The sequence below is a fragment of the Thalassolituus pacificus genome, from assembly GCF_025318105.1.
Taxonomy (GTDB): domain Bacteria; phylum Pseudomonadota; class Gammaproteobacteria; order Pseudomonadales; family Oceanobacteraceae; genus Venatoribacter; species Venatoribacter pacificus.
Map to the genome: position 1 here is coordinate 157,430 of NZ_JAOANI010000015.1, position 21,794 is coordinate 179,223.

Genomic DNA, 21,794 nt, shown 5'->3' on the forward strand with positions numbered 1-21,794 from the left:
TAGGATGAGGGATTTTTAGCCATAACCCTTCGGGCTGAGGCCAGTTTTCCCCATGAACGGCGTCGTTCGTCATTCATTTAGCCCGCTAATATCACTCCTCTCTCCTTGTTCTGAGAAAAACTGGCTCTCAGCAGGCCGGATTTACTTAGTGTCGACAGGCCCTAGCAAAAACTCTGATTGGCAAAAAGATCATTTCTTCTTCGAAATCACAAAGGATAACGAGTTTATCTTCAATGAAAAGCTAAAGGATGGAAGCATTAAAACAGTCAGGGGCAGAATCGAATGGTACCGTGATAAACCACCCATGCTATATCGTATCATCATGGATAATGAACACCCTCTTATAGATCCAACCCCTACTTTATACAGGGGAAACAGAAGATTTTATTACGTTTTCGAATCAAAGTTCGGAAACATGTTTTACCGCAAGACCGAATAGATGAAAAAAGTTAAGGCACTTATTAACACTAATCAAACACCCATCAGGATCGTAAACCGTGCCCGGAAAAGAAATATTAAACGCACATAAGCATTCATCCGGCCATCGGTCGGAGATTTTGCAAAGCACCCAGTGTGGTTGTTTTTATTGCTTAGGTGTATTCCCTCCTTCCACAATCAATGAATGGATTGATGATGGTAAATGCGCGCTCTGTCCAAAGTGCGGCATAGATTCTGTTATTGGTTCTGCTTCTGGCTATCCGCTCACAGCTGAGTTTCTTCAGGAAATGCATGAGTATTGGTTTGATTGAAATGATATTCTGACATAATACAGCGCAGAGATGTTGCCATCACAAACAGCGGTGGCGCTTGATATCATGCCGAAGAATACGAGGAACTATGGCGTTTACCTGTCCTAAATGCGGCTGGAAGCATAAAGCCAGTCAGGAAAAGTACGCGCAATCACGAGGGCTATCGCAGCCTGTATGTGAAGATTGCAATCCTTCGTTAAAGCAAAAAATCAGTGCCATGAGAAAGGCGTTTATAATCAGTGCGTTTTCTGATAGCTATATGGGCTATGGGCCTTTGGCATCGATCCCCTATGTTCCGCTGGTGCTATTGTTTTCTGCGGCAATGGCTTATGTTTCTCAGGGCGCTATGGCTGTTTTTCTCAGTATCTTTTGTCTGCTTGCAGGGCATGTGAGTAATTGCCACATAGCGACTAAAGTCGGCGATAGCATAAGGTACCGATTACTGCGTGGCCAGCCAATCTGCTTTATTATACTCGGATACTATGCACCGCTGATTCTGATTATGATTGGCTCAGTTATATTTTGGTGGGCTTATTAGGCATTATTGACACTATTTAAACAGGCCCGCTCCCGACCAGCGAAGTCGTTCACACCAAAGATACCTGTAAATTATTCTGCAACATTATTTTCACGACCTTAAAAATCTCTCCCCCTCCCCATAAACCCGCGCTTTAATGTCTCCGACGGGTTTTCACCAAACAGTTGTTTGTAATCATGGGCAAACTGCCCGGCGTGCCAGAACCCCCAGTGGCTGGCAATGCGCTGCACGGTTACGTCGTCCTGTTCAACATCGAGAATGGCATCGGGCTGTGACAGTGCACGGCGTACCGAATTTAAGCGCGATACGCGTAAATAACGTAACGGGCTGATGCCCAGAATACTTTCAAAACTGTATTGCAGAGTACGGCGGCTTACGTGGGTTAATTCGCACAGTTCGGTCATGGTGACCGGTGCATTGGGGTTGGCGGCGAGGAAATCTTTTACCCGGTCAACCACGGCTTTGCGCCGCGCATAAGCGGGCAGCGTGGTGTTGCTGTTTTCCGGTTGTTGCAACACTTCGAGCACGGCCATTAGCAGCATGTCCTGCTGTAACGGCCCGGCCAGGCCGCTGTGCTTGGGTGCCAGTAAGCGCTGTAACACATAACGCAGGGCATTGAGTTTTTGTTCCTGCCAGCCGCGCCGTGGTGATTGCCATAAGCGCGCATCGAGGTTGATACCCTGAGCATCAGCACATTGTGTCAGCGCCTGCTGACTGACCACGATGCCGTAAATATCGAAGCTTTGCGGTGTGACTAATTCAAAACCGGTATTACCCGGACGGCACATCAATTCGTTGTTCGCTACTTCCTGGCCATTAATTCGGCAATCCTGTTCACCGGCGGCAAAGCCCAGCCAGACAGAATCTGGCCAGACATTGCATTGCTGGCGCAGCGCCTGGCTGGTGTGTTCACGGAATACCTGCAAATGCTCCAGCGCCAGTTCGTCAATGCGGCCATAAAAAGCGCCATCACTGAGCTGATCGTACTCTTGCTGCCAGTCGCGCAGATTATGGGCGTGCTCGTCCGCATCGGTTGCTTCCGTTACGCACCAATCAGGGGCGGATGCATGCTGCATCGCTACATTACTGTGCGCACTATCAGATGCGACTGGGAAGAATGGTGACGCTTTCACAATATTCCTGTGTTACCGGCTCGTGATTTATAAGCTTTTACCATTATTAATCCGCTGATTTAAATAACAAAAACCACATTTGCCAAAATTCGATAGGCCATCGGAACGTTATTCGCTGAGCTGTTGATAAAGGATGAGGCTGTCAGCTGTATCTGCGACAGCAATATCTGTTCCGGTCGCGCCCATCTTATTGCCGGCCGCAACATGCCACTGTTTCAGGAAACCGCTATGCATAAAGCGTATCGCTACTCTCTGGGTAGTAAGACCTACGAATTCCGTAATCTGGCCGACCTGATGGCCAGAGCAACGCCTGCACGCTCCGGCGACCGTCTGGCCGGAGTGATTGCGCGCTCGGCCGAAGAACGTGCCGTGGCGCAGATGGCACTGGCCGATGTGCCGCTGAAAACCTTCCTCAATGAAGTGTTAATTCCTTACGAGCAGGATGAAGTTACCCGCTTAATTATCGACGAGCACGATGCGCTGGCATTCGCGCCCATCAGTCATTTTACCGTGGGTGATTTCCGCAACTGGCTGCTGTCCGATCTGGCCAGCAGCGACATGCTGAGCAAAATACGCAACGGCGTAACGCCGGAAATGGCGGCAGCGGTGAGTAAAATTATGCGCAATCAGGATTTAATTCTGGTCGCACAAAAATGTCGTGTTATTACCGCTTTCCGCAGCACCATTGGTTTACCCAAGCGTCTGGCAACACGCCTGCAACCTAATCACCCAACCGATGATATGAACGGCATTGCCGCCAGCATTCTCGATGGCCTGCTGTATGGCAGCGGCGATGCGGTGATTGGTATAAACCCGGCGACCGACAACGTTGCCCAGGCAACCCGGCTGATGAAATTAATGGACGAGGTCATCAGCAAATACGAAATTCCAACCCAGTCGTGCGTGCTGACCCATGTCACCAATACGCTGGAATGCATCGAACAGGGCGCACCGGTCGATCTGGTGTTTCAGTCGATTGGCGGCACCGAAGCCACCAACTCCAGCTTTGGATTTAATTTAGCCACCCTGGCCGAAGCTGAGCAGGCAGCACTGTCATTACAGCGCGGTACGGTGGGCAATAACGTAATGTATTTTGAAACCGGTCAGGGCAGCGCATTATCAGCCAATGCTCATCACGGTCTGGATCAGCAAACCTGCGAGACCCGCGCTTATGCCGTCGCGCGAAAATTCAATCCGCTGCTGGTGAATACCGTGGTGGGTTTTATTGGCCCGGAATATTTATTCGACGGTAAAGAAATTATCCGCGCCGGTCTGGAAGATCATTTCTGCGCCAAATTACTCGGCCTGCCAATGGGCTGCGATGTTTGCTACACCAACCACGCCGAAGCCGATCAGAACGATATGGATAACCTGCTCACCTTACTGGGAGCGGCTGGTTGTTCGTTTGTGATGGGCATTCCCGGCTCCGACGACATTATGCTCAATTATCAGACCACCTCATTCCACGATGCGTTATACGCACGCCGTGTTCTGGGCCTTGGGCCATCGCCGGAATTCGAAGCCTGGCTGGAAAAAATGCAGATTATGAGCAATGCCGCCGGTGCCTGTTTAAACGAAGCTTTACCGCCTGCGTTTGCGGCGTCATTAAAAACATTACCGGCCGGTAATTCAGAATCGGAGGTGTCCAATGGTTGATCAACCCGATATCCATAACGATGACTGGAACGGCGTTGTTGATAACCCATGGCGTCGCCTGCGCCAGTTTACCGCAGCGCGTATTGGTCTCGGACGCAGCGGCATCAGTTTGCCAACAAAAGAAATGCTGGAGTTTCAGTTAGCCCATGCCCAGGCGCGTGATGCGGTACATACACCACTCGATTTTTCTGCGCTGACGCAACAGCTGGAAACACTGGCTGAACAATATCCGCTGTTAAACGAAGAGCCACCGTTAAAGCTGCACAGCGAAGCCGTTGACCGTATTACCTATTTACAGCGCCCCGATTTAGGCCGCCGTCTGGATGAAGCATCACGGGTATTACTGCAGCAGGAACAGCAAACGCCGGAACAACCTTTTGATCTGGCACTGGTCATTGCCGACGGTTTATCCGCCACCGCCATTGCCCATAACGCCGTGCCGTTTATTCAGGCCTTATGCGAAGAATTAAATGCCGATAAACAGGAATGGACACTCGCTCCGATTACGCTGGTAGAACAAGCCCGCGTCGCCGTCGGTGATGATGTTGGCGAATTATTAAATGCTAAAACCGTGCTGGTATTAATTGGCGAACGGCCGGGATTAAGTTCTCCCGACAGCCTCGGTTTATACCTTACCTGGGCGCCGGTACGTGGCCTGACCGATGCCCGCCGTAATTGTATTTCCAACGTTCGCCCAGAAGGGCTGAATTTCAGCGAAGCGGCCCATAAAGCCGGGTATTTATTGCGCGAATCACGCCGGCTGCAGCTATCCGGCGTGCAACTTAAAGACCGTAGTGGCGCCCTGTTAGAGTCAGCGGATGACATGGCAGCAACCACCGCAAAAACGGCGACTCTGGAGCATTCATCAGCGGCGGCGGATAACACCATAACAACAGAATCCGGACAACCGTCAGCGCTCCATTCAACAGCAGAGGCAAAGAATTTTCTGCTCAGCTGATTGTTTTTTTAACGTTTAAAACACCCTTTATTCAACGTATGAGGTAATACCATGTCCACATCCCATCAGGACTACCTTGCCAAACGGCAACTCAAAAAAGGCACGGCAGGCTGGATTCTTCTGGCCGGTCTCGGCGTTTCTTACGTAATTTCCGGTGATTTTGCCGGCTGGAACTTTGGTATCGCCCAAGCGGGTTGGGGTGGTTTTGCCATCGCCGCACTGTTAATGGCGGTTATGTATTTCACGCTGGTGTTATCACTGGCTGAAATGTCGGCGGCTATTCCTGCCGCCGGTGGCGGTTACAGTTTTGCCCGTCAGGCGATGGGGCCGGCTGGCGGTTATTTAACCGGCCTTGCGGTATTAATTGAATACGCTCTGGCTCCGGCAGCCATTGTGATATTTATTGGCTCGGCGGTTGAAGCGCTGGTCGGCTTTAATGGCCCCTGGGTTTACGCGGCGTTTTATTTAGTGTTTATCGGTATTCATCTGGCCGGTGTTGGCGAAGCATTAAAAGTGATGATGGTTATTTCTGGTCTGGCGGTACTGGCCATTATTGCCACCGCGATTGCCTTAATCGGCAGCTTCGACAGTGCGAACCTGTTTGATATCGCCGCCAGCGAAGGTACCTCTTCCATGCTGCCACTGGGCTGGTACGGTGTTTGGGCTGCGCTGCCATTTGCTATGTGGTTATTCCTGGCGGTAGAAGGTGTGCCACTGGCCGCTGAAGAAGCCAAAGACCCGGCGAAAGATGTGCCTAAAGGTATTATCGGCGCCATGGTATTTCTGCTGTTTACTGCCCTGCTGGTTGTGCTGTTAATTCCCGGCGCGGCAGGTGCTCAGGCCATGGGTGAAAGCGCCGTTCCACTGGTGGATGCACTGAATGCGACCGGTCATACTCAGCTGGCGACCATTATTAACGTACTGGGCCTGGTCGGTTTAATTGCATCGTTCTTTTCCATTATCTATGGCTACAGCCGCCTGGTATTTGCGCTGTCGCGTGCCGGTTATCTGCCACAGACACTGTCAGTAACCACCGAACGTAAAGTACCGGCGCGTGCGCTGATTGTTCCTGGTGTACTGGGTTTTGTCGCATCACTGAGCGGCGAAGGGGATCTGATGCTGGCCATGGCAGTGGTCGGTGCCACCGTATCTTACGCCCTCATGGCACTGAGCCACATTATGCTGCGCGTTAAACAGCCTGAGCTGGTGCGTCCGTATAAAACACCGGGCGGTGTATTTACTTCCGGTATCGCCCTGCTGCTGTCGCTGATTGCATTAACTGGTGTGTATGCCTTTGACCCACGCGCCTTCTTCTACACTCTGGTGCTGTTTGTGATTGGTGCGGCCTATTATTTTGGTTACAGCAAAAACCATCTGGTGGCCAAAACCGCCGAAGAAGAATTCGCTATGCTGGAACAGGCCGAAGCGGATTTATATCCGGAAACTGAAGAAACAACAGCAACCGCACAAACCGTGTAATAAACGCACGCTGAAAATAAAAACGCAGCCATTGGCTGCGTTTTTTATATCTGCAAAAGCAGAATTAAAGCTGAATTGAAATCCCGATCCCCAGCCCGGAGCCATCAAAAGTGACGTCACTTGGCTGATAGTAATATTCAATGCTCTGGTATTTGGCACTGATGGCAAAGCGCGGATTCAGGTGGTACTGGTATTCAATCAGACTGCCGGTCGGTGAATCAAAAGTATACTCTGTGCCGTCCATATCCAGCTTCGGGTTCATATGATACGTCAGGCCAGCGCCCAGGCTGTGTTTGCCCAGCTGGTAGTGCAGCATCAGATCCAGCGGATAGGTCGAAAACTCAATGGTAACCGGATCGTTGTCGTCATCCAGACCATTGGCAGAATCACTCAACCAGCCCAGACGGGCTTCAGCGCGAACCCGGTTCAGAGTGTAATAAACACCAGCGCCAAGTTTAATACCGGCACCGGCATTAATATCGTTGGTGGTACCGCGGTCATATTCCATTTCCGCTAACTTGTCACCACCGGCCATCAGGTCAGCATGAAAACTGACTCCCAATCCTTGCTTTATTTCACTGGCGCTTTCCACCTTAACGGCAGAATCCGTATCGGCATACGCCAGCGTTGTCGCCAAGGTCAGTAAAAAAGCAACCCAATTCTTTTTCATTCCGTTGCACTCAATCCGTCGTTGTATGATTTAAGGCAGCATAAGGTACGAATATTTCAGAAAATAGAAAGTCTTTGCAGAAAAAACGGCACTGACAGCCCGCCGTCGCCTGAGCTATGATTGCACTGTTCTGCAGCCGGATACTCTTATGAATATTACTCCCTGCTTTAACCTCAAACTGCGCCAGGCCGACCGGGTTCTGACCAGCTACTACGACAACAGCCTGCGCGATCTGGGTATTACCATTGCGCAGTTCTCTGTTCTGCGCGTGCTGTCGATGCTGAAAAGCCCATCGCAGAAAGAGCTGCAGGAAGTTCTGGTGCTGCAGCAAACCACCCTGACACGCAATCTGAAACCGTTGATCCGCAGCGGCTATGTGCAAACCAATCCCAGCCCCGATGATGGCCGGGTAACACTGGTGTCTCTGACCGACGAAGGTAAAGCCTTGTTTAATAAGGCAAAGGTTCGCTGGAAGCAGGCACAGAGCGGCATTTCCCAGCATCTGGGTGACGAGCTTTCTGCACAACTGTTGCAAGTCGCCGACGCTATTCTCACCCTGCGCAGCTAAAAAAAATTTGCCATTTGCATGCATATACATTTACATATAGATGCATATACATTCAATTGAGGGCGAATTATGAACACGAACAGGGAAAAACACTGGCTGCTGCCAGTCGTGAGAAGCGGCATTCAGGCCGGGGTTAATTACCCGAAAACCGTTCTGTTTGCCGGGCTTCTGCTGATGGCATTACTGGTCGCCGGACTCGGACAGCTGCACAAAGACACCCGCGCCGATGCCTTTCTCGAAGCCGACAATCCGGCGCTGGTGTATAAAAATAAGGTGCGGGAAATTTTTGGTTTAAGCGATCCGCTGATCGTTGCCATATACGACCGCTCGGCAGAAGGTATTTACCGCAAACAGACTCTCGATCTGATCGGGCAACTGACCAATCAGTTAAATGCCTTGCCGATGATTAATACGGCACGCACCATCAGTCTGGCCAGCGAAAATAATATCACTGCCTCGGCCGACGGGATGGAGGTTGCACCATTCTACGACTTACGCTCCACAGGCAATGGTGCGGCTGTACGTCAGGCAATAGAAGACTTTCCGCTGTACCACGGCATGCTGGTTGCTGAAGACGGCACGATGAGTATGATCGTGCTGGAATTGTACGATGACAACCAGGCCGAAGCCGCTTACGACGCCATCAATCAGTTGCTGCAGAAAACCCAAGTGCCAGCAGATGTCGAACTGCATGTGGCCGGTGAAGGCGCCGTTCTGGGCTATCTCGGCCACTATATCGATCACGATGCCAGCCGCCTTAATCCGCTCGCCGGATTAATTATTACCATTATGCTGATGGTGGCTTTCCGCCGTTTGTTACCGGCCCTGCTGGGTAATCTGGTCATCGCCGCCTCGGTGCTGATGACCCTCGGTTTTATGGCTTACTGCGGTGTGCCTTTTTTTGTTATCACCAACGCTATGCCGGTTATTTTAATTGGCATGGCGGTCGCCGATTCAATTCATATTTTCAGCCACTATTACGAAATGCAGGCGCGACATCCGGACTGGTCGCTGCAGGCCTGCATCCGTGAAGCCGTTGCCGTTATGGCGCGCCCGGTAACGCTGACGTCGCTGACCACTATTGCCGGATTTCTTGGCCTGTACGCGTCGTCTTATATGCCACCCTTTGAATATTTTGGCTTATTCACCGCCTTCGGCGTGCTGGTTGCCTGGTTTTATTCGCTGTTTGTTTTACCGGCCTGCATCGCTTTACTGAAACCCAGAGTCAGCCAGCGCTGGATTCGCCTTGAACAGAACAGTCAGCAGGATACCTTTGCCCGCCTGATGACATTTGTCGGTGGAAGCTGTGTACGCCATCCGCGCGCCACACTGTCATTATTTGCTTTTCTCAGCATCAGCGGTGCCCTGCTGGCCACCCAGATTCAGGTAAACGAAAACCGCATTAATACCTTTCATTCCAGCGAAGCGATTTATCAGGCTGACGAAGTCATTAATCAGCATCTGGAAGGCACCAATACGCTGGACATTGTCATTACCAGCAGCCGTAACGAAGGGATTTTTTCACCGCAGGTGCTGAATGCCATGGAAGCTCTGCAGACCTACGCTGAAACCCTGCCACATGTAAATGGTTCATCATCGGTGGTGGATTATTTAAAGCAGATGAATAAATCCCTGAACGAAGGTCAGAGTGATGCCTACCGCCTGCCACAGGATGCCGACCTGATTGCGCAGTATTTTCTGCTCTATTCGGCCAGTTCTGATCCTGCCGATTTTTCTGAAGAAATTGATTATGACTACCGTCTTGCCAATATCCGTCTGAATCTCGACAGTGCCGATTTTATTGCCACCAAACCGGTGGTTGAAGCCCTGCAGCAATATATCGACCAGCACTTTAACAATGCCGTTAGCGATGAAGAGGTCACTGCCAGCCTCAGTGGCCGTGTGAATGTTAACTACCACTGGATTAAAGATTTGGGCGTCAGCCATTTTTACAGCGTGGTGATTTCGCTGCTCTGTGTCTTTCTGGTCTCGGCGTTATTATTCCGCTCCTGGGCGGCCGGTCTGCTCGCAACTCTGCCGGTAATCTGTTCCATTCTTACGGTTTATGCGGCAATGGCATTGCTGGGGATTGATCTGGGCATAGGCACCTCGATGTTTGCCTCGGTAGCCATTGGCCTGGGTATCGACTTTGCTATTCATACCCTCGAACGCCTGAAAACTCTGGTGGCCGACGGATTAAAAGGCAGTGGATTATTCACCGAATTATTCCGTTCTACAGGCCGGGCACTGTTATTTAATTATCTGGCGATTGCCTTTGGTTTTGGTGTACTGATCAGCTCGCAGGTTGTACCCCTGACGCACTTCGGCACCATTGTGGTGTTGTCGGTAAGTATGAGTTTTATCGCTGCTATGACGCTGTTACCGGCACTGATTGTATTACTGCAGCCGACCTTTATTTTCGGTGAAAAAAAGGCGTCCGAAGCCAGTGCAATAGCGGCAGAAAAACACGTGGCTGGCAGTACGGCACTGACACTGCTACTCACCACTGGTTTGGGCACGGCAGCCTTGTACGGTGCACTCTTGTATGCTGCAGTGCACAGCCAGTCGTTACAGGCAGAAGAAGCTGTTAATTCGGAAACACTGGAAACACTCACGGCCGTCGATATCGCACAGCGGGTAAATGCAGTGGATGACGGCCAGCATGTCAGCAGCCAGCTGAGCATGTTGCTGACCGACAGTCGTGGCAAAGAACGGCGGCGCGAAACCATGTCTTACCGCAAGTATTTTGGTGACGATAAAAAAACCGTATTTTTTTATAAATCACCGGCCAATGTTAAAGACACCGGTTTTCTGACCTTCGATTATGCCGCCGTCGATCAGGAAGATGATCAGTGGCTGTACCTGCCGGCACTGCGCAAGGTGCGCCGGATTTCCGCATCCGACCGGGGCGATTATTTTATGGGTACCGATTTTACCTATGAAGATATTAAGCAGAACGGTCATATCAGTATTGCCGACTACCAGCTGCAACGCCTGCCAGACGATGACGGAAAACTGGTGGTCAAAGGTACCCCAAAAACGGCGGCGATTGCCCAGGAACTGGGGTATGGCGAGGTAACTTTTTATATTGATCCGCAAAACTGGATCGTGGTTAAAAGCGACTATCTGGATATTAAACAGGTGCCGCTGAAAACCGTGCAGGTAACGGATATCCGTATAGTTGATGGCATCTGGACCCGGCATCAGCTGCTGGCCGAAAACCATATCAGCGGTCACCGCTCGCTGTTTATTTTTTCTGCCGTCGATTACCAACAGGATGTGGCTGACCACCTGTTTACCCAGAATACTCTGCGCCGGGGGTTGTAAATGAATATCCGGCAACAACTCCGACAACAACGTCGACAACCACATCGGCTAAGCGCCGGTGCTTTCACCCTGATATTGCTGAGCAGTGCGGCGCACAGCGAATTCAGTTCAGAACTAAGTTCAGAACTGGCCTGGAGCGATGCTCCGGCCGCGCTGAGCAAGGCAGAAGTGCAGCTGCAAAGTGAATGGCAATACCGCACGGCCAATACGTCGTTTAATCTGCAGCCACGTCTGCGTGCTGATTTTTCTGACACCCTGTACGCAGAGCAGCCAACCAGTCGGACAGATAATTATCCGGCGGGCAGCCTGCATAGCAGCGGGCCACTGGCACAGTGGGATAACCTGCGTTTTGATATTCCCGAAGCCTATGCTGACCAGTATTTCTACGGCGTGTCTCTGCGCAGTGGTAAACAACAGGTTGTCTGGGGTCAGGCCGACGGCCTGCGGGTGCTGGATATTATTAACCCGCAGGATATGCGCGAATTTAATCTGCCCGATGCCGAAGACTCGCGCATCGCCACCTGGATGCTTAATGCGCATATTCCTCTGCCCAATGAGCAGTCTTTGCAGTGGTTAATTATTCCCGATTTAACCTTCAGCGAACTGGCAGAACCGGGTACGGCGTTTGCCATTACCAGCCCCGAACTGGCACCGCAGCCGGTCGCTGGCGTAACGGTTAACCGCCTGCCAACCCGCAGGCCGGAGGGCAGTGCCTGGGAACATGGCTTACGCTGGAGTGCCTTTCTGGCCGGCTGGGATATCAGCGCCAGCTATTTTAATTTTTACCACGACACTCCCGTTATTTACCGCACATTAAATACGGACGGCAATAATCTTCAGGTGGACGTGGAAGCCGTGTACCGCCGCAGCCGTCTGTTCGGCCTGAGCGCCAGCACAGCATTCAGCAGTATGGTGCTGCGTCTTGAAGCCGGGCATACCAGCCGGGCATTTTTTCTGCGCGACGATCTGCACAATAACGGCATTAGCCAAAGCCCGGAACTGGCGACGGTAACCGCGCTGGATTATCAGGCCCCGGCAGATGTGTTTGTCAGTTACCAGTTTTACCAGAGCCGCATTCTTGCTTACCGGCCGCAAATTATCCGCCGCGAAATCAGCACCCGCCATACGCTACTGCTGAAAAAAACCTTACTCAACGACACCCTCGAACTGAGTTTTTTTGCCCTGCTTAACCGCGATTACAACGACGGTCAGCTGCGCAGCAAAATCAGCTATCAGCTGAACGATCGCTGCTCACTGTGGAGCGGTGCCGATTATTTTTTTGGCGACCGCGCCGGGCCGTTCGGTCAGTTCTCATCGTCCAGTCGTTTTTTAATTGGCTGGAAAAATGCCTTTTAAGGAGTTACCCATGAATGCAATGACTATCTTACGCCTTAAAAATTCGCTGATGGGTCGCCTGTGGCCTGCCCGTGTTGCCGAACAACATTCACGGCTATTTTTAACACCCCGCCATTTCCCACAAAAAGACTGGGAAATACAAACCGAGAAACAAGCACAGCGTCTGAATTTTGCCGACGATCTCAGTGCTCTGCGCTGGGCCAACAGCGGCCCACGCATTTTACTAATGCATGGCTGGGAAAGCCGGGCGACGCATATGGCGGTGATCGCCAATGCTCTGGTGGCACAGGGATTTGATGTCTTCGCACTGGATGCGCCGCGCCATGGTCAATCCGGCGGCAATAAAAGTAACCCGATGGAATTTGCCCGCGCCATCGTCGAAGCCGATATTGCCTTTGGCCCCTTTTACGGTGCCCTCGGCCACTCGATGGGCGGTGCCGCATTGGCCATTGCCTGTGAACAGGGAGTGCAGATTAAGCGCTGTGTACTGATTTCCGCTCCCGCCTGTTTACACGATGTGCTGCAGGGCTTTGCCCGTTTTATGGGACTGCCCGCAAACTGCACCCGACAATTTATTGCCCGCATTGAAACCGAGGTCGGTCGCCCGGCAAAAGAACTGAACAGCGGCCAGTTACTGAGCCTGACGCCGAAACCTGCTTTGTTAATTCACGCACCGGATGATCTTGAAATTCCTGACAGTGCAGTACACAACATTCGACGCTATCTGACAGACGCCGATATTCTTCAGCCACCGGCACTGGGGCATCGGAAAATCATCCGCGATATCGTTGTCGCAGAACGCATACAAACCTTTTTCAGTGAGGGAGTAACGCCAGACAACGCAGGCTGATGGCCGTTACGGAGAAGTGATGATTGTTAAACCAAAAGAAGTGATAACGGCAGCGCGCGGTTTGCGCTGCCGTTGGTGTGTCAGGCGGTTTCCGTTTGAATAAAACGGCGCATATGGAAAATACCAAAAATAAACACCTGCACCGCATCGGCAACCGGGTTGGCACTCTTGTGCTTCAGCGCCATCCAGAAATAAGCGGTTTCCAGCACATGAATACCCGCCACCACCACAGCAATGGTTGGCAGCCAGCCGAGCAGTCCGTCCCAGCCCTGTACGGCTGCCATAATCGACAGAACCCAGAACAGTAACGTCACCACTTTATTTAACAGGATAAACATAGATACCTCGTTTTAAGACCGTTGTTATTGTCGTTATCAGAGCGGCAAGCTTGCACTGCTCAGTCACATTTGCACAGGTGAAAATACGACAGCCTGCTGGCGACAACAAGCGTCACTGGTCGTCAGGCGGCGTCAGACTTAACGGTGTAATACGCGGACACCGCTGGCGCGGTTTAGGCGGGAATTCTTTATTAAGCCGCTGCACCAATGCCTGTACCCGTTCGTTACGGGCAAACTGAAAGCCCATTGGCGCGCAGCCGTATATTTTTTCAGAAAAACTCAGCGGCAATGCCTGCAAGGCGGGCTGAGCGGCCAGATACCACTGCGCCACATCGCGACCCATAATCAGCGCGCGGGCGGTTTCTGACTGGCTCAGCAACAGCGTATTCAGCATGTCCTGTTCGGTCAGTTTATCCCGCCGGGTCAGGCTGCCGCTGGCAAAGGCCGGTTCCAGTGCCGGGTAAACATAGCCGAGGTGGGTAATAATTTCGCCGCCCTGCAAACCTTCTTCATATTCCAGATCGAACGGCTGGTCGTTGCGGTAAATCAGTACATCATCCAGCCAGACCACCAGATCACTCCAAAGGTAATCATCCGGGTTGGCTGTCCAGTCCGGCGATTCCATACGGCCATCAACGTGCCCGGAGTCGAGCATATATTGCGAGCGCATTTCCGGCAGCAGCACGAATTCCAGCTCAATACCGGCACGACGGGCTGCCTCGCGCAGCGGCTTAATTAACAACCCCTGCGGTTCGCCGTCCTGCAGCACAACATAGGGTGGGTAGCCATCATCCGGCACCGATAAGCGCAACGTGCCCACCGCCTCTGCCGCCAGGCACGGTGTTACCACCGTTAGCCAACACAGCATCAGTGCCGAAAGGGCCCGCTTTATCTGCGCCAACGCTTTGTATTCAAACACGCCATTCTCCGCACTTGTCCATTTTCTTAGTTTACCCTATGCCCCGCCCTCAGCGGCGGCTAAAAGCCGACACAGCGCAAGACTTTCACGACCTGCACCGTTAAAATGGCCGCCCATCTACAGGTCGTCAGCGGGAGAAGGTTCGTATGTCCGAGGAAAAAACCACGCACTTTGGTTACAAAACCATCGATACCGAGCAAAAACAGGCCATGGTTGCCGATGTATTCCACTCGGTGGCTTCTAAGTACGACCTGATGAACGACCTGATGTCGTTCGGCGTACACCGCCTGTGGAAACGCATCACTATTGATATGTCAGGCGTGCGCCCGGGCGATCAGGTACTCGATCTGGCTGGCGGAACCGGCGACCTGACCAAGAAATTTGCCAAGATCGTTGGCCCGCAGGGCAAAGTGGTGCTGGCCGATATCAACTCTTCCATGCTTAACGTCGGCCGCGACCGCCTGACCGATCAGGGCTACGTTGGCAATATCGAATACGTTCAGGCCAATGCCGAGTGCCTGCCATTCGAAGACAACAGCTTCGATGTGATTACCATCGCCTTCGGTCTGCGTAACGTTACCGATAAAGATGCCGCGCTGCGTTCCATGACCCGCGTGCTGAAGCCGGGCGGCCGTCTGCTGGTGCTGGAATTCTCCAAGCCGACCAACCCGCTGATGAGCAAAGCCTACGATCTGTATTCGTTCACCGCCCTGCCGTTTATGGGCAAGCTGGTGACCAACGATGCCGACAGCTACAAATACCTGGCCGAATCCATCCGCATGCACCCCGATCAAGAAACCCTGAAAGGCATGATGGAAAACGCCGGTCTGGTTCGTTGCAGCTTCCACAATATGACCAGCGGCGTGGTCGCTCTGCACCGCGGAATCAAACCCTGATGCTGAGTAAGCTGCCGGCCGAGTTGCTGCAGGCTGCCTGCGTGCCCTTTGAAGCAGCCATAAATCATGTGCTGCATTACGACCCGGCGGCATTAAACTCGCTGAGTCGCCAGCAGGGCCGTTTGCTGTGTGTGCGCATCGACGCGCTCAACCCGGTGCTGATCCGCATCGTCGATAACGGCATAGTCCTCAGCCTGGCTCACGGCAACAACAATGAACCCGGTGCCGATAGTCTGAGCAGTGCTGATGCGACGCTCAGCGGTTCCGCCGCCGATTTCTTTGCCCTTGCCCGCGCCAGCGATAAAGCCCACGCCCTGATCAGCAGTGCCATTGATATGGACGGCGACAGCGAATTTGCCTTATCGCTGACCCGCGTTGCGCAAAACCTCGATATCGACTGGGAAGCCCTGATCACCCCACTGACCGGCGGCCTGCTCGCCCATCAGCTGGGTAAAGGTCTGCGCGGCTTACTGAACTGGGGTAAAAGCAGCGCACCGGCTTACCGCAATGCCGTTAAAGAATATCTCGAAGATGAAGCGCAACTGCTGACACCGGAACCGCTGGCGGCACAGTTTGCCGACGAAGTTGACCAGCTGCGTCTGGCGACCGACCGTTTAGAAGCACGCACCCTGCGTTTAGCAGCGCGTATGCAGCAGAACGATTCGACAAACACGTCGCCGAACAAGTCAACAAACACCTCTTCTCTGCCCAAGGAATAATATCGACGTGGCAAACCTCTGGCGTCTGTGGAAAATTCTGTTTGTCTTCACCCGCTACCGGCTCGACAGTCTGGTGCCGACCGAACAGCTGCCGCTGTCGTTGCGCATTGCATTGTGGCTCGCGCCGTGGCGGTTAAATCCGGTGCCGTCGCGCCTTAACCGTGGCGAACGTCTGCGTCTGGCGCTTGAAGCCTTAGGCCCGATCTTTATTAAATTCGGCCAGATTTTATCCACCCGCCCCGATCTGATTCCCGACGATATTGTTAAAGAATTAAAACGCCTGCAGGACGACGTTCCGCCTTTCGCCAGCGATAAAGCCATGGCGTTAATCGAAGACCAGCTGGGGCAGAAAATCAGCGATTTATTCGCCGAGTTTTCTGCCGAGCCACTGGCTTCTGCTTCTATTGCACAGGTACATGCCGCGCGCTTATTTGCCAGCGGCAAAGACCGCAGCAACGACGACGGCAGCGGCCGTGAAGTGGTGGTTAAAGTCGTCCGTCCGGGAATCGAACACACCATCGAGCGTGACCTGCAGCTGCTGGAAACCATGGCCCGCCTGCTGGTGAAATACTCCGAAGACGGCCGCCGTTTAAAACCACTGGAAGTGGTCGACGATTATCGCCACACCATTTACGGCGAACTGAATTTACAGATCGAAGCCTCCAACGCCACCCAGCTGAAACGTAACTTCGCCAATTCTAAACTGCTGTACATGCCGGAAGTCATCTGGGAATACACGCGCAGCAAAGTGATGGTCAGTGAACGTATTTACGGTATTCCGGTAGCGGATATCGACGCCCTGCAGGCACAGAACACCAATATGAAACTGCTGGCCGAACGTGGTGTGGAAATCTTTTTCACCCAGGTATTCCGCGACAGCTTCTTTCATGCCGATATGCACCCGGGCAATATTTTCGTCTCGCGTAATAACCCGCAGGCACCGCAATATATTGCCATCGACTGCGGTATTGTCGGCAGCCTGACCGAAGAAGATCAGAACTATCTGGCGATGAACCTGTTGGCATTTTTTAATCAGGATTATCATCAGGTAGCGCAGCTGCATATCGACTCCGGCTGGGTGCCGGCCACCACCAAAGTGCACGAATTTTCTGCCGCTATCCGCAGCGTGTGCGAACCGATTTTTGATAAACCACTGGCTGAAATTTCTTTTGGTCAGGTATTAATTCAGTTATTCAGCACCGCGCGCCGCTTTAATATGGAAGTGCAGCCGCAACTGGTTTTACTGCAGAAAACCCTGCTCAACATCGAAGGCCTTGGCCGTCAGCTGTATCCGCAGCTGGATTTATGGAGCACCGCCAAACCCTATTTAGAACGCTGGATGCGCGAGCGTTTTGGCCCCAAAGCCGCATTTAAAGAATTAAAACGCCAGCTGCCGGGCTGGATTGAAAAAGCCCCGCAAATACCCGGACTGGTACACGGCGCCTTAAGCCGCCTGAACCATATGGACGAAAACCAGCAGGCACTGCAAAAAGAAATTGCTGCCCTGCGTCAGGAACTGGCTGCACAAAAAGCACAGAAGCGCCAGCAGGCGCTGGCGACCCTCGCTATTGGCAGTGGTTTATTTACCTGGTGGCAGGCCTTTGCCCTCGGGTTACCGGAAGTGGTAGGGCTGAGTCTGGCGGGTGCCGGGATGTTGCTGTTGATCGTGCGCGCCTGAGGGCGATAGTTGGTGCGGGCGATGGTTGGTGTGTGTGCTATAAACCGGAGGGTTTATTCAGGCACTGGCTATGAGGCAGATACTTGCAGGAGTGGATCTTATCCACGACTGAATCAGAAGATTCTGCTCACCCTGAAATGGCTCGCTACTGCCGGTGGGAGCGGCTTTCAGCCGCGATAGCTGGTTTGTTTTGCAGCCGTTCGCCCTGAGTAGCGAGGCACGAGCGTGTCGAAGGGTTGCCCGCCGCTTACAACTCGCTACTACGCTCTGCGTAGTAGTGCCTGCAGCTTTGTTGGTTCAGTAAATGATTGTGCTCTCAGTCGTAGCCGCTACGCGGACTGACTTGTGCAGTTAAGTTGAAGCCTTTGCGGGGGCTCCGCCCCCTGCGCCCCTATGCAAGGAGAGGTATCTCCTTACGATCCTCTCTTGCGGCTGTCCGGCGCTGTTCAGCCAACTGCAGCGATTATGCGGCACGCAAAACAATGATTACGGGCATCCATGCCCTTAACCCTTCGGGCCAGCCTACGGCTGTTGAAATGGCTCCTGCCATTTAGCCCGCCCCGGATCGACTATGTAAAACATCTATCCAAATGCATCGCTCCGGGGCAGGGTTTTGCTCTTAAGGCCGCAGAATCACTTGGTTGACTGGCGCCGTACAAATGCCGCGTTAATTCAGACGCAACGCCGCATATTAAATCAGGCACAGCACTGTAGGAGTGGATCTTATCCACGACTGAATCAGAAGATTCTGTTTACACTGAAATGACTCGCTACTACCGGTGGGAGCGGCTTTCAGCCGCGATGGCTGGTTTGTTTTGCAGCCGTTCGCCCTGAGTAGCGAGGCACGAGCGTGTCGAAGGGTTGCCCGCCGCTTACAACTCACTACTACGCTCTGCGTAGTAGCGCCTGCCGCTTTGTTGGTTCTGCAAATGATTGTGCTCAGACTTGTAACCAGTTTTATCAATTATTGAACCCACCCCCAATCTTCAGTATTCTCAAACCAAAGCAGGGATGCAGCATATCGTAAGGACACACGCCCAACGACCGCCCTCCCCGCTTACCATTCCGGTTGTAAAACCACGCCATTCCTGCCTTGTGCTTACAGGAACGGGCGGCAGCGTGCCCGGAATGCAAGAGTCATTTGAACAATCTGACTGCTGACAAAACACAGGAAAATAAATAGCCTGAGTTTTTCAGACCGTTGATAACGCGCAAAGCGTAAAGAGCGACCCAGGGGAAAAGCTCGCATGCGCGTTTATATCCTGACAAGAAATAAAATAATGATGATTATTACAGTCCGAGCAATGGATTAAACTGAAAATCTAAAAATGTGACTAGGTATGTTAATTAACATACCTATGAAAAAAACGTTATAGAATTAATCTCTGTGAGCTAATAAATAGGAATGACAATGAAAGAAGAAGATAAAAGACTAATTTCAATGGAAATTGCTCCATTAGTTCATAATGGTGATATCACACTGTTCCTAGGCGCCGGTATTAGTATAGATACACCTGCTATAAATGGTCTCGGCATACCGTCAACTCCAAATTTAATTAAAAGAATCTGTAAAGTTGCCGGCTACGAAGATAATGTAGCAGAAACTGCAGATCTTCCCACGGCTTTTGGTGTTGGTGAGGATGAAATCGATAATTTCGAAAATTTTCTGATAAGCAATTTCACTGCAAAAAGTGTCGAAAATTGGCAGTTAAAAATATTTCAAAATTGGTGGAGGGCTATCTTCACTACAAACATCGACACCATTCCTGAACTTTGTATTAATAAAAACCTGACTATAGGTAAAGATTTTCCCTCCTACTGCGTTTTTAACTATGATGACAGGGAACCTATACAGTCTCTACCTACCGAGCCACCTCTTGTTTATCTACACGGAAAAGTTTCTAGCCCATCAAGTGGCTTTATATTTGACAATGTTAGCTATGCAGATCATTCAGTAAAACAAAGTGATTGGCTAGTTAAAAGCGCTTTACATATATCCCACGGAAATTGCTTATTTGTTGGGTCAAAATTTAAAGAAAGTGATATTGAAACAGCATTAAGGCGTCGGCAAAGCTGGGATAAAGATCAATCAGAAACTAAAAACTGGATTGTCCTAAGAAGTTTTACAGAGCTAGAAAAAAATGCATATAAAAAACGTGGCATTACTCCCATTGAGGCTGATGCTAAAGAGTTTTTTGAGGTTCTTTTTTCTATTGTATCCCCACTATCTAGGCATAAATTTATCAAGAAGAAGGCTCCATTCCTTGCTGAAAATACAGATGATAAATCTCTAGCTTGGTTCACAAAAAACATGTCACTTGTCAGTGAAGAGATTGAACGATCAACGAAAAAAAATTCACCATTCTCATTATTTTATAATGGAGATATGCCAAACTGGTTTTATATGAGGAACCAAGTCCCAGCAGAAATAAGCTCTTCAAGGAAGATAGTTGAAGAAATAATTAAATTCGAGAATTCTGATGAGAAAGGTAAGATTTTGGCTGTTTTGGGCCCACTTGCATCTGGGAAAACGACCGCTGCCATGCTTGCACTTTCCAACATTTCTGGGACACATAATAATATTTATCAATTCTCTGGTCTCGACGGAATTGATATAGAAGCAACCTGGAGTGTAGTTAAAGACCTAAAAGGGCTAGTTGTAATATTCATTGACTCTTCGTCAGGCTATTTTTATGCAGTCAATGAAATTATAGAAAGAGTATTAGACCGACCAACATCTTGTAAATTATGCTTTTTATTGGAAGAAAGAACTATACAATTTGACCGAAACAAAAGACATTTTACAAAAATACCTCAATCTGTTTTCACAAAGGTTAAAATTAACAATCTTGATTTTAATGACGCAGGATGCTTGCTTGACAAAACAGAGGAGCTTGGAGTCAGCTTTGAGAAACTCAAAGGTCTGGAAAGAAACTCAGCCATTAGAAAAATTGTGGATTATGATCAAGGATATAATGGCGACTTACTGGCAACTTTGTATGACCTTTCATATGGAAAACCATACAAGGAAAAATTAGCAGAAGAATTTGAAGAAATAGATGATGGTTTGGCCAGAGATATATTCGAAACCGTATCAATAGTTACAGCATCAAGACTGGAAATTCCCATAAACTACCTATGCGAAATTTACTCAATCTCTGTTGAATCATTAATTAATTTGATTGAGTCAAAGCTAAAGGACAAGCTTCATCATAGGGGAATGTCTATGACCTTAACTTCTCGACATCATTCCATTGCTCAGTTCCATCTTGAAAACAATTTCGACAAAAAGGAGTTAACCGAAAAAATAATAAGTCTTATGAAGTGCGTTTCTTCAAAGTTTGGCATTGATGATATTAAACTTCACCCGATCAGCTATAAAATTTATAGTAAAGTCCTTTCATATCATTACTTAACTGAGATCCTATTTTCCGGTTCAGAGAACTATAGTTTTGTTCATGAAATTTATTCCGAATGTCAGAAATACTTCCCTAATGATGGAATATTTTGGCTCCAGTATGGGCGATTTTTAGAAAGGGATAAAAAAATTGAGGAAGCGTTACACTGTTTTAGAAAGGGATTAGCATTGTACGATTCATTTCAGCTGAGGCATGCTCTAGGCCAACTTCTGTTAAAGAAATATAGACTAGATAAATCTCCGGATGACAGTGACTATAGAGAAGGAGTTAAAATTCTTCAAAATGAAATTGACTCACGAGGAGCTACTGATGCCTATCCTTATACTGCACTTGGTAACGAACTGATAAAAATATATAACAAAGGAAGAAAAAAAATAGAAATTGCATACTCACTAAAAGAGATAATAAATAGAGGTCTAAAATTACATAGAACAGATCAATACTTTTCAACTATGGTTTCTAGATATATTACCTCTGTGGGCGACACAGAGGTTCAGTAAATAATTAATACTATAGACTAGACAATCGGATCTCTGGGAAA

16 protein-coding genes are annotated in these 21,794 nt (G+C 50.3%); 12 read left to right on the forward strand and 4 right to left on the reverse strand.

What is annotated here, in order from left to right:
* Positions 1-837: 837 nt before the first annotated feature.
* A complete protein-coding gene (locus tag NYR02_RS07870) occupies positions 838-1,287 on the forward strand; it encodes a hypothetical protein (protein ID WP_260975822.1) in 450 nt (149 codons plus the stop codon).
* 98 nt (positions 1,288-1,385) lie between these two features.
* Here the strand turns inward: NYR02_RS07870 and NYR02_RS07875 are convergent, their stop codons facing one another.
* Entirely contained in the window at positions 1,386-2,363 is a 978-nt protein-coding gene (locus tag NYR02_RS07875; RefSeq protein WP_260975823.1) for a helix-turn-helix domain-containing protein, read from the reverse strand.
* 285 nt (positions 2,364-2,648) lie between these two features.
* Here NYR02_RS07875 and NYR02_RS07880 point away from each other — a divergent pair, with 285 nt between their 5' ends.
* From NYR02_RS07880 to eat, 3 genes are read left to right on the forward strand one after another with little or no spacing between them, the layout of a single operon-like run.
* Complete coding sequence (locus NYR02_RS07880; RefSeq protein ID WP_260975824.1) at positions 2,649-4,076, forward strand: ethanolamine ammonia-lyase subunit EutB; 1,428 nt, start codon at positions 2,649-2,651, stop codon at positions 4,074-4,076.
* Positions 4,069-5,034, forward strand: a complete 966-nt coding sequence (gene eutC / locus NYR02_RS07885; RefSeq protein WP_260975825.1) for an ethanolamine ammonia-lyase subunit EutC — start codon at positions 4,069-4,071, stop codon at positions 5,032-5,034. The genes NYR02_RS07880 and eutC overlap by 8 nt, the downstream gene beginning before the upstream one ends.
* Positions 5,035-5,085: 51 nt before the next feature.
* The gene (gene eat / locus NYR02_RS07890; RefSeq protein WP_260975826.1) at positions 5,086-6,513 is read left to right on the forward strand and encodes an ethanolamine permease; all 1,428 of its coding nucleotides are present in this window, start codon (positions 5,086-5,088) and stop codon (positions 6,511-6,513) included.
* Positions 6,514-6,577: 64 nt separating this feature from the next.
* Here the strand turns inward: eat and NYR02_RS07895 are convergent, their stop codons facing one another.
* A complete protein-coding gene (locus tag NYR02_RS07895; protein WP_260975827.1) occupies positions 6,578-7,183 on the reverse strand; it encodes an outer membrane beta-barrel protein in 606 nt (201 codons plus the stop codon).
* Positions 7,184-7,331: 148 nt separating this feature from the next.
* Between NYR02_RS07895 and NYR02_RS07900 the strand changes: the two genes are divergently transcribed.
* The 4 genes from NYR02_RS07900 to NYR02_RS07915 all read left to right on the forward strand — a co-directional run bounded on the left by NYR02_RS07900 (position 7,332) and on the right by NYR02_RS07915 (position 13,284).
* Complete coding sequence (locus NYR02_RS07900; RefSeq protein WP_260975828.1) at positions 7,332-7,751, forward strand: MarR family winged helix-turn-helix transcriptional regulator; 420 nt, start codon at positions 7,332-7,334, stop codon at positions 7,749-7,751.
* Between the two features lie 69 nt (positions 7,752-7,820).
* Complete coding sequence (locus NYR02_RS07905; RefSeq protein WP_260975829.1) at positions 7,821-11,078, forward strand: outer membrane lipoprotein-sorting protein; 3,258 nt, start codon at positions 7,821-7,823, stop codon at positions 11,076-11,078.
* Positions 11,079-12,434, forward strand: coding sequence for a DUF1302 family protein (locus NYR02_RS07910; RefSeq protein WP_260975830.1), 1,356 nt, complete (start codon positions 11,079-11,081; stop codon positions 12,432-12,434).
* Positions 12,435-12,444: 10 nt separating this feature from the next.
* Complete coding sequence (locus tag NYR02_RS07915; protein ID WP_260975831.1) at positions 12,445-13,284, forward strand: alpha/beta hydrolase; 840 nt, start codon at positions 12,445-12,447, stop codon at positions 13,282-13,284.
* Positions 13,285-13,364: 80 nt separating this feature from the next.
* Here the strand turns inward: NYR02_RS07915 and NYR02_RS07920 are convergent, their stop codons facing one another.
* Complete coding sequence (locus NYR02_RS07920) at positions 13,365-13,622, reverse strand: DUF1145 domain-containing protein (protein WP_260975832.1); 258 nt, start codon at positions 13,620-13,622, stop codon at positions 13,365-13,367.
* A gap of 112 nt (positions 13,623-13,734) precedes the next feature.
* The gene (locus NYR02_RS07925; protein ID WP_260975833.1) at positions 13,735-14,541 is read right to left on the reverse strand and encodes a substrate-binding periplasmic protein; all 807 of its coding nucleotides are present in this window, start codon (positions 14,539-14,541) and stop codon (positions 13,735-13,737) included.
* A 146-nt stretch (positions 14,542-14,687) separates the two neighbouring features.
* On the opposite strand from NYR02_RS07925, the gene ubiE reads away from it, so the two are divergent.
* The 4 genes from ubiE to NYR02_RS07945 all read left to right on the forward strand — a co-directional run bounded on the left by ubiE (position 14,688) and on the right by NYR02_RS07945 (position 21,753).
* Positions 14,688-15,437, forward strand: coding sequence for a bifunctional demethylmenaquinone methyltransferase/2-methoxy-6-polyprenyl-1,4-benzoquinol methylase UbiE (gene ubiE / locus NYR02_RS07930; protein ID WP_260975834.1), 750 nt, complete (start codon positions 14,688-14,690; stop codon positions 15,435-15,437).
* Positions 15,437-16,156, forward strand: coding sequence for a ubiquinone biosynthesis accessory factor UbiJ (locus NYR02_RS07935; protein ID WP_260975835.1), 720 nt, complete (start codon positions 15,437-15,439; stop codon positions 16,154-16,156). The genes ubiE and NYR02_RS07935 overlap by 1 nt, the downstream gene beginning before the upstream one ends.
* 7 nt (positions 16,157-16,163) lie before the next feature.
* Entirely contained in the window at positions 16,164-17,834 is a 1,671-nt protein-coding gene (gene ubiB / locus NYR02_RS07940; RefSeq protein ID WP_260975836.1) for a ubiquinone biosynthesis regulatory protein kinase UbiB, read from the forward strand.
* 1,411 nt (positions 17,835-19,245) lie between these two features.
* Positions 19,246-21,753 carry a P-loop NTPase gene (locus NYR02_RS07945; RefSeq protein WP_260975837.1) on the forward strand — a complete coding sequence of 836 codons (2,508 nt, stop codon included), beginning with the start codon at positions 19,246-19,248 and terminating at the stop codon, positions 21,751-21,753.
* Positions 21,754-21,794 lie beyond the last annotated feature (41 nt).